The organism is Dysgonomonas reticulitermitis (assembly GCF_054601275.1).
Window position 1 is genome coordinate 26,090 of sequence record NZ_BAAHWU010000032.1, and the last position, 8,063, is coordinate 34,152.

Here is an 8,063-nt window from a genome sequence, read left to right on the forward strand (position 1 = left end):
AATATTATGGATGAGCTTAAAACTGTAAAATCATCAGATTTCGAAGCCGATTTGGCAATTGCAAAATCCTATTTGCTCGATAATGGTATCGAATGTGCGATAAATAGAGAGTATCTGAGCGTTTCTACGATAGAAGGTGGATCTGCCAGATTGCAGGTTATGTCAGGAGACTATCAACGGGCAATAGAATTATTAGTAGAAGGTGGCTTCATAGAAAGGGAAGACCTTGGCTATATCCCCGATTAAGAATTTTCTGATACCAATTGACCTTTTACTTTCATCAATCCAAAATGATGTTTTTACCCATTTCAGGGTAAAGTATATTTTTTATGTTCTATATTTGGGTGATGAACTTTAACTAACCAAATATGAATATGAAAGCAAAACTATTATGGATTCTCCTTATTAGTCTTCCATTGAGTCTGGTTGCACAGGAGAAGAAAACCGTGAAGTCGAAATTGAACGATGCTACTGTGTTTTTTCAGGGAGCGGAGTTAATACACACAGCCTCTTCTTCTTTATTGAAAGGTGAGAATGAAATTTATATCGAAGGACTAAGCCCTAATGTAGATAAGAATAGTTTGAAGATAAAAACTACAAATGGAGTTATTGTTTCGGCTTACGAGTTTTCTGTCGATTTTTTATCTGAAAGTAAATCTGCGGATCCTGCTTTAAAGAGATTGCAGGACTCTATTGATTTTTACGATAAAAAACTGGAACAAATAAATACAGATATCGGGATTACCACAAATTTATTGGCACTGTTGCAGAAAGGTACAGATAAAAATGTATCCGGATCGGAGAAGGGTTTAGGTATCGACGAACTGGTGAAAACGATGGACTATTACAAAACAAAATCGCTCGAACTGCAAAATACACAGTCTGCCAATAATAAGAAAAAGGCTGATTATACTACAGCCGCCGCGCGCCTGAAAAGACAATTGAGTCAGGAATCGCTAAAAAATAATAAGTCGGTGGGTGTCCTCAAATTGAACTTGTCATCGCCACTCGCTGCTAATTGCACGTTCACAGTGTCATACTATACTGCTGCTGCCAATTGGGTTCCGTATTATGACATAAATATAGTCTCTACTGATAAGCCTGTCGGGATAGTTGCCAAGTCGAAAGTGCGTCAGACAACAGGTATCGATTGGGAGAAAGTAAACCTGACATTATCTACGGCTACTCCGAGCAACGGGAAGATAGCACCATTATTCAACGCTTGGTTTCTTAATTATATTACTGAGTATGCGCCTATCGCTTTGGGAGGCCGAGTGGCAGGTGTCGCTACGCAGAATAGTTTTTCGTATAGAAATGAGGAAATTCAGGAAAGCAAAGTTGTAGCAAGAGGGATATCCAGTGTTCGCAATGCAGCTAAGCCTCTGATTATAGTTGACGGAGAGGAGGTTAGCCAGGAATATTTGGACTCGCTCGATCCGGATATGATAAAAAGTATCGATACATTGGAGGATGCATCGGCAACATCGCTATATGGCTCTCGCGCATCAAACGGGGTAATAGTGGTTACTCTGAAAAACAGTATGGATGATTATATTACCCAAAAAGAAACTGACCTTAATATAGTCTACAACATAGATATGCCTTATACGATACCGGGTAATGGAAAAGAACAGAGCATAGATCTGCAAACAAAGGAAACGCCGGCCGAGTATAAATATTATTGTGCCCCTAAACTGGATACTGAAACATATTTACTGGCAGAAATCCCGGATTGGGAAAAACTGAATCTGTTAAGCGGACAGGCAAATATAACATACGATGGTACTTATGTAGGTGAATCCTATATCGATGCGCGTTCTACGCACGAAAAACTGGGTCTTACATTAGGAACAGACAAGCGTGTTACCGTGAAGCGTGAGAAACTTCAGGATTATAGTAGTGCCAAATTCTTGGGAAGCGACACTAAGCAGGTATTCACTTATAAGCTGACAGTAAAGAACAATCAGAATAAACCTGTAAAAATGGTATTGAAAGATCAATATCCGATTTCAACACAGAAGAGCATCGAAGTCGAATTACTGACCAAAGATACAACACCTTGGACAGTCAATAAGGAAGATCTCGGAGTAATCACGTGGGAAGAGGAGTTGAAAGCCGGGGAAACAAAAACGTATCAGATTAGCTACAGTGTAAAGTATCCTAAAGGTAGCAACCTGAATCTATAATAAATTTTATAGAAAGGCATCTGAACAATATTAGTTGTATATTCGTTAAAAATAGGAACTAACATCAAAAAATATCATTATTATGTTAAGCAAAAAATTAGAAGCAGCTTTAAACGCTCAAATAAATGCTGAATTTTGGTCAGCTTATCTCTATCTGTCAATGTCCGCGCATTTTGCGGCAGATGGAAAACCAGGGTTTGCAAACTGGTTTGCTATTCAGTTCAAAGAAGAACAAGACCATGCGTTGAAATTTCTTAATTATGTAATCGAAAGAGGTGGTAAAGTAGAATTGAAACCTATTGCGAAAGTGCCTCACTCTTGGAAATCTCCTTTGGATGCTTTCGAAGATACATTGAAACATGAGCAGGTAGTAACCGGACTTATCAGCGACTTGGTTTCGTTGGCTAAGGAAGAAAAAGACTATGCTACAGAAAGCATGTTAAGATGGTTTGTCGACGAACAAGTTGAAGAAGAAGCAACTGCTCAGGAATATATCGATGCCTTGAAAATGATCAAGGATAACGGATTCGGTATTTACACCCTCGATAAAGAATTGCAAACAAGAAGTTATACTCCGCTTGTAGATTAATCGAAATAAATAATAAAAGGAAATCTCTCCGGATTAATTCGGGGAGATTTCTTATTTTTGGGATAACAAAATAAGAATAGATTGATACAAGTAGAACATATATCTAAGCATTACGGAAACTTGGCGGCCTTATCGGATGTCAGTTTTTCCATACAAAAGGGGGAGATAGCCGGACTGCTCGGAGTAAACGGCGCGGGTAAATCTACCCTGATGAAAATACTGAGCGGCATTGTCCGTCCCGATGAAGGAAAAGTATCGTTTTTTGGGAAAGATTTTATAGCTGATTCTATCGAAATAAAAAAGCAGATCGGTTATCTCTCGGAAGATAATCCTCTGTACGACGATATGTACGTAAGGGAATATCTGGAATATGTGAGGGGGATTTATAAGTCTGATAAGTGTAAAGTCGCGGAAGTAATTGAGTCTGCCGGATTACAGAACGAATATAAAAAGAAAATCAAGGAACTGTCCAAAGGAAACCGTCAACGGGTTGGTATCGCTCAGGCATTGATCAACGATCCTGTTTTTCTCATTCTGGATGAAGCCACATCCGGGTTAGACCCCAACCAACGGGAAAATCTGAATAATTTGTTTATAGAATTGTCGAAGGAGAAGATCATTCTATTCTCTACTCATATATTGCATGAAGTAAAAGATATTTGCTCGCGGATTATTCTTTTGGATAAAGGTAATCTGGTTGCAGATAAACAGGTTTCGGAAATAGATTCGATAGAAAATATATTTCACGAGTCGGTAAATAAGTAGTTGATAATATTTATTGTCATGCTGAACGTTAGTGAAGCATCTCCTCAAAATAAGAATACAGTATGAAAATAATAGCCGATAAAAATATACCTTACCTCAAAGGCATAGCCGAACTTTTCGGAGAAGTAACTTATCTGGATGGGGCGGCTTTCACCCAAGAAACAATCAAAGATGCCGATACATTGATTGTGCGTACAGTAACTCATTTTGATGAAAATATACTGAAAGATACGGCGGTGAAACTGATATGCTCGGCCACCATAGGTTACGATCATATCGATACGGGTTATTGCGATTCGCATGGCATTGCTTGGACAAATGCGCCGGGTTGTAATTCCGGTTCGGTGCAGCAATATATCACATCTGCACTGATAACCATATCCCGGAAAAAGGGTTTCAACCTGAAAGATAAAACAATCGGGATTGTCGGTGTAGGAAATGTTGGCAAAAAAGTAGCTAAAGCTTGTGAAGTATTGGGAATGAAAGTCTTGCTGAACGATCCGCCAAGGCAAGCAGTAGAGGAAGGCAACCATTTCGTCAGCCTGCAAACAATAATGGACGAGGCCGACATCATAACATTCCATACTCCGCTGACTAAAGACGGTGAATATAAGACCTATCACCTTGCCGATGCTGATTTCTTTTCCTCACTGATAAAGAAGCCTGTAATTATCAATTCGGCACGTGGCGGAATCATCGATACCAACGCTATCAAAACGGCTTTGAGAAAAGGAGATATATCGGGAGCAGTGATCGACTGTTGGGAAAATGAACCGGATATTGACCTCGAATACCTGAACATGGCCGATATAGCTACACCTCACATAGCAGGTTATTCTGCCGATGGCAAAGCCAATGCCACACGTATGTCTTTGACGGCAATCGCAGATTTTTATCATTTGAGCGAAGCGCCTGTTTTTCTGGTTAAAGAACCTGAACCCGCGAATCCTGTCATAGATATGAATAAGTATACAGATCCGGATAACCGGATTTACGGTGCAATACTGGAAACATACAATCCGGTGGGCGACTATTCCCGCCTTATAAACAATCCTGCCGCATTCAAAAAATCGCGGAACGAATATCCTCTCCGCAGGGAATATTTTGCATACAATATTATGAATGCAACCAACGTGGAAGTTGACGTTTTAAGTAAGCTTGGTTTTAGAACAACCCTTTGATATTCAAACTGCAAAGAAATATAAGAGAAGGCTTTTTTATACGAAAAGCATGATTATCTTTGTGACAGAACTAAAATCATTTTACTATGAAAAGACGCAATTTCTTTCGTACTGTATTCGCTAGTGGAGTCGGTATGGTTACAGCGCCAATTATTAAGGCTGCACCTCCTGTCAATCAGTCACCGGCAACACCCGAAACGAATATAGCTACTGCTCAGGCAATTCCTCGCACTGCAAATTCTATGCCCGGAAAATATCCCGGACAGGTAGTAAAAGTGAACCATTCCAATAGCATCGTCGAAGGCAAACCCTCCGAGTCGGCAGCGTATGATATGTTGAAAGAAGGAATGCTGAACCTGACAGGTGAAACCGACTTGAAAAAAGCATGGTCTCATTTTGTGAGCGAAGATGATATTGTAGGTCTTAAAGTAAATCCGATAGGCGGCAAATTGCTTTCCACTTCTCATGCCGTTACACAATCCATTGTAAAACAGTTGGAAGAGGCAGGACTATCCAGAAGTAAAATAGTAATTTGGGACAGGCGCGAAGAACAGTTGGATGATGCCGGCTTCACCGCGGACAACTACCCCGGAGTTTCTTTTATGGCAACCGAATGTTACGATGAAAACAAAAGCTATATAAATGCAGAAGGCCGTTTTTACAGTGAGGACTGGATCGACAAAGACCACTTTTTCTATGCCGATGTCGAGGGTGAATATGACGCTTACACAATGCCTTATATGGTGAACGGAGGGAAAAACTCTTACTTCTCGAAGATATGTACCCAAAAGGTAACTAAGATAATAAATGTGCCTGTGCTGAAAAACGCGGGGACATCCATTACCGCGTGTATGAAAAATTTGGCATTCGGTTCCATATCTAATACCGGACGTTTACACAAGGCCTTATGGCACGAAACAAGTGCTTATGCCTGTGCTTTTCCTCCTTTGCGGGATAAGGTCGTACTGAATGTACTCGATGGAATTTTAGGTTGCTTCGACGGTGGACCTGCTGCCAATCCCCAGTTTATCTGCCAATATAAAACCTTGCTTGTGGGTTCCGACCCTGTTGCTGTAGACCGTATCGCTTACGATGTTGTTATCAACAAGCGAATACAGGAAGGTGTGCAGACCGAAGAAAAAATAGCAGGGCGTAAATTTATGGAGTTGGCTCAGGAGTTGCAGCTTGGAGTTTGCGACAGAGAAAAAATCAAATTGAAAGAAGTTAGTATATGAAATATCTGCTAATATTATTTTTACTACCCGCAACTCTTTTTGCTCAGGATATTGAAATAAAACGGGAGCGGACATTTACCGCATCCGGACTATATGGTTTTATGAACGGAGGCACTGATCAATTTCTTGAATATAACGTAAAGGAGCTGGTTGTCAGAGATATTGTTTATAAAGGGGAGGATTATACGGTAGAGATATACGAGATGGCTTCACCTGAAGATGCTTTCGGCATTTATTCCATTCATGCTTTTAAATGTGAACGGGCAGATACTTTAAATTGTATCGATTGCCTGTCTCCATACCAGTTGCAAGCAGTTTCGGAGAATAAATATATCTCGGTGGTATTTCCTTCCGGATCTCAGTCTGCACAGGATAAGGCAGATGAGGTTGTCCGCAAATATGTTTCTATGAAAGTAGATGTCACTATCCCTGGTCTGTTAGATGAAAAAATGCCTGTTTCGGGGCGGTTGAAATATTTAAGAGGGCCTTTATCCGTATCCAAAGCCAGCTTTTCGTTTGCCAATATGATGGATGGAATCAAATATACCGGAATATGGTTTGTATCAGCTAAGCCTTCCAAAGATTACCGTGCATTGATATACTTGCCGAAGGACACGGATATTAACGCTGTAAAAGAAAAATTGCCTTCTGCGAAAATTCTTGCTATGGGAGATAATTATATCTATATTTCGGCAACAGAAGAAGAAAATAAAGAAGAAGATTCCGGGTCTTTCGGGTTTTAAAGCAGATGATTGAAAGTATAGAACACAATAGTCTATTGCAGTTTAAGAATTTGGGTGAGTTCCAATGTCTCACTCATTTTTCCACAACTGTTCGGGGAGGTGTCAGCGAGGGCGATTATACGTCATTCAATCTAGGGTTTTATTCGGGAGATAATCCCGGATGCGTGTATGAAAACCGAAGCCGTTTGGCATCACTGATCAATGTCCCTTTGCAGGATTTATATATTCCATATCAGACTCATGGAGATAAGATCTGTGTTTTGGATAGCGACTTTATGGTACTGTCTGACAATGATAAGTATCTTTCACTGAATGGGGTGGATGCACTTATTACCGATCAGAAGAATATTTGTATAGGGGTGACTACAGCCGATTGCGTTCCCGTTCTGATTTACGATCCTGCCAAGAATGTTCTGGCAACGATACATGCCGGATGGAAAGGTACAGTTGCCAAAATTGTAGAAAAGACGGTCGCGAAGATGGCCGATGCTTTCGGTTGCGATCCGCAAGATATGTACGCCGGTATAGCGCCGTGTATTTCTCAAAAATGTTTTGAAGTGGGAGAGGAAGTGGACGATGTTTTCAAAGAAGCGGGTTTCCACATGAATGATATTGCATACCATAATTCCGGCACCGGAAAAACGCATATTGATCTTCGACAGGCTAATAAAATATTACTGAATAATGCCGGAGTTCTTTCTCATCATATAGAAACTTCTGATTTATGCACGTATTCTGATTCCGATATGTTTTTCTCTGCTCGACGACAGACAATTCATTCGGGCAGAATGGTAACAGGCGGAGTTTTACGATAAAGAGTATCCTTGAGCCTGCATTTCACTTATTTGTAGCAATGGGTAGTTTTTCTCATCCAACAGATAATCCCGGCAACTAAATAACCATAAAAAAGTGACGGTCGACTAACCAGGGCAACCAAAAAAGTGAAGAATGGCGCAAAGCGATGAAAAGTAAAGAACGAAGAGTGAAACATTGTCCGGCGTTAGTTTTATCTATAGATGTAGTGATAATTTGAGAATTAGCGAATTTGAAAATTAGCAGATTAGCAAATGGCGCGAAGCGACAGTAACAGTCAACAGTCAACAGTTATCAGTCAACAGTCAACAGTCAACAGTCAACAATGGCGCGAAGCGGCAAAGGCTATAAGCTAACAGCTAATGGCTAATTGAGTGTGGAGTTTGTTACTTTTTAGTGACTTTGTTGCAACGGCAGTCAAACCGGTATTTTTCTTCACTATCGTAGCAAGTAAAATTAACTCACTTTGTAAGCATCGGGCATACCAATCCCGATGAATTTATTTAATGTCAAACATTTGAGTTTGACCTCCGTTTTCTGATTTTTTAATG

General features: G+C 40.2%; 8 protein-coding genes. All 8 read left to right on the top strand.

Annotated elements, in window-relative coordinates; translation table 11 throughout:
- Nucleotides 1–6: 6 nt before the first annotated feature.
- Nucleotides 7–246, top strand: a complete 240-nt coding sequence (locus tag ACYPZI_RS11490; protein ID WP_459601706.1) for a hypothetical protein — start codon at nt 7–9, stop codon at nt 244–246.
- 128 nt (nt 247–374) lie between these two features.
- Nucleotides 375–2,186 (top strand): mucoidy inhibitor MuiA family protein, encoded by a 1,812-nt coding sequence (locus ACYPZI_RS11495; RefSeq protein ID WP_459601708.1) that lies wholly within the window; start codon nt 375–377, stop codon nt 2,184–2,186.
- Nucleotides 2,187–2,268: 82 nt separating this feature from the next.
- Nucleotides 2,269–2,775 (top strand): ferritin, encoded by a 507-nt coding sequence (locus ACYPZI_RS11500; RefSeq protein ID WP_459601710.1) that lies wholly within the window; start codon nt 2,269–2,271, stop codon nt 2,773–2,775.
- Nucleotides 2,776–2,856: 81 nt separating this feature from the next.
- Nucleotides 2,857–3,540, top strand: coding sequence for an ABC transporter ATP-binding protein (locus ACYPZI_RS11505; protein WP_459601712.1), 684 nt, complete (start codon nt 2,857–2,859; stop codon nt 3,538–3,540).
- Between the two features lie 62 nt (nt 3,541–3,602).
- On the top strand, nt 3,603–4,721 hold the full coding sequence (gene pdxB / locus ACYPZI_RS11510; protein ID WP_459601714.1) for a 4-phosphoerythronate dehydrogenase PdxB: 1,119 nt from the start codon (nt 3,603–3,605) through the stop codon (nt 4,719–4,721).
- An 86-nt stretch (nt 4,722–4,807) separates the two neighbouring features.
- Nucleotides 4,808–5,956 carry a DUF362 domain-containing protein gene (locus tag ACYPZI_RS11515; RefSeq protein WP_459601716.1) on the top strand — a complete coding sequence of 383 codons (1,149 nt, stop codon included), beginning with the start codon at nt 4,808–4,810 and terminating at the stop codon, nt 5,954–5,956.
- Nucleotides 5,953–6,699 (top strand): DUF6599 family protein, encoded by a 747-nt coding sequence (locus ACYPZI_RS11520; protein WP_459601718.1) that lies wholly within the window; start codon nt 5,953–5,955, stop codon nt 6,697–6,699. The genes ACYPZI_RS11515 and ACYPZI_RS11520 overlap by 4 nt, the downstream gene beginning before the upstream one ends.
- 5 nt (nt 6,700–6,704) lie before the next feature.
- Complete coding sequence (gene pgeF, locus ACYPZI_RS11525) at nt 6,705–7,514, top strand: peptidoglycan editing factor PgeF (RefSeq protein ID WP_459601720.1); 810 nt, start codon at nt 6,705–6,707, stop codon at nt 7,512–7,514.
- Nucleotides 7,515–8,063 lie beyond the last annotated feature (549 nt).

Bases quoted from the DNA above. Each gene is read 5' to 3' on its own strand.
- pdxB (WP_459601714.1), top strand. From the start codon at position 3,603: ATGAAAATAATAGCCGATAAAAATATACCTTACCTCAAAGGCATAGCC.
- ACYPZI_RS11500 (WP_459601710.1), top strand. From the start codon at position 2,269: ATGTTAAGCAAAAAATTAGAAGCAGCTTTAAACGCTCAAATAAATGCT.
- ACYPZI_RS11495 (WP_459601708.1), top strand. From the start codon at position 375: ATGAAAGCAAAACTATTATGGATTCTCCTTATTAGTCTTCCATTGAGT.
- ACYPZI_RS11490 (WP_459601706.1), top strand. From the start codon at position 7: ATGGATGAGCTTAAAACTGTAAAATCATCAGATTTCGAAGCCGATTTG.
- ACYPZI_RS11520 (WP_459601718.1), top strand. From the start codon at position 5,953: ATGAAATATCTGCTAATATTATTTTTACTACCCGCAACTCTTTTTGCT.
- ACYPZI_RS11515 (WP_459601716.1), top strand. From the start codon at position 4,808: ATGAAAAGACGCAATTTCTTTCGTACTGTATTCGCTAGTGGAGTCGGT.
- pgeF (WP_459601720.1), top strand. From the start codon at position 6,705: ATGATTGAAAGTATAGAACACAATAGTCTATTGCAGTTTAAGAATTTG.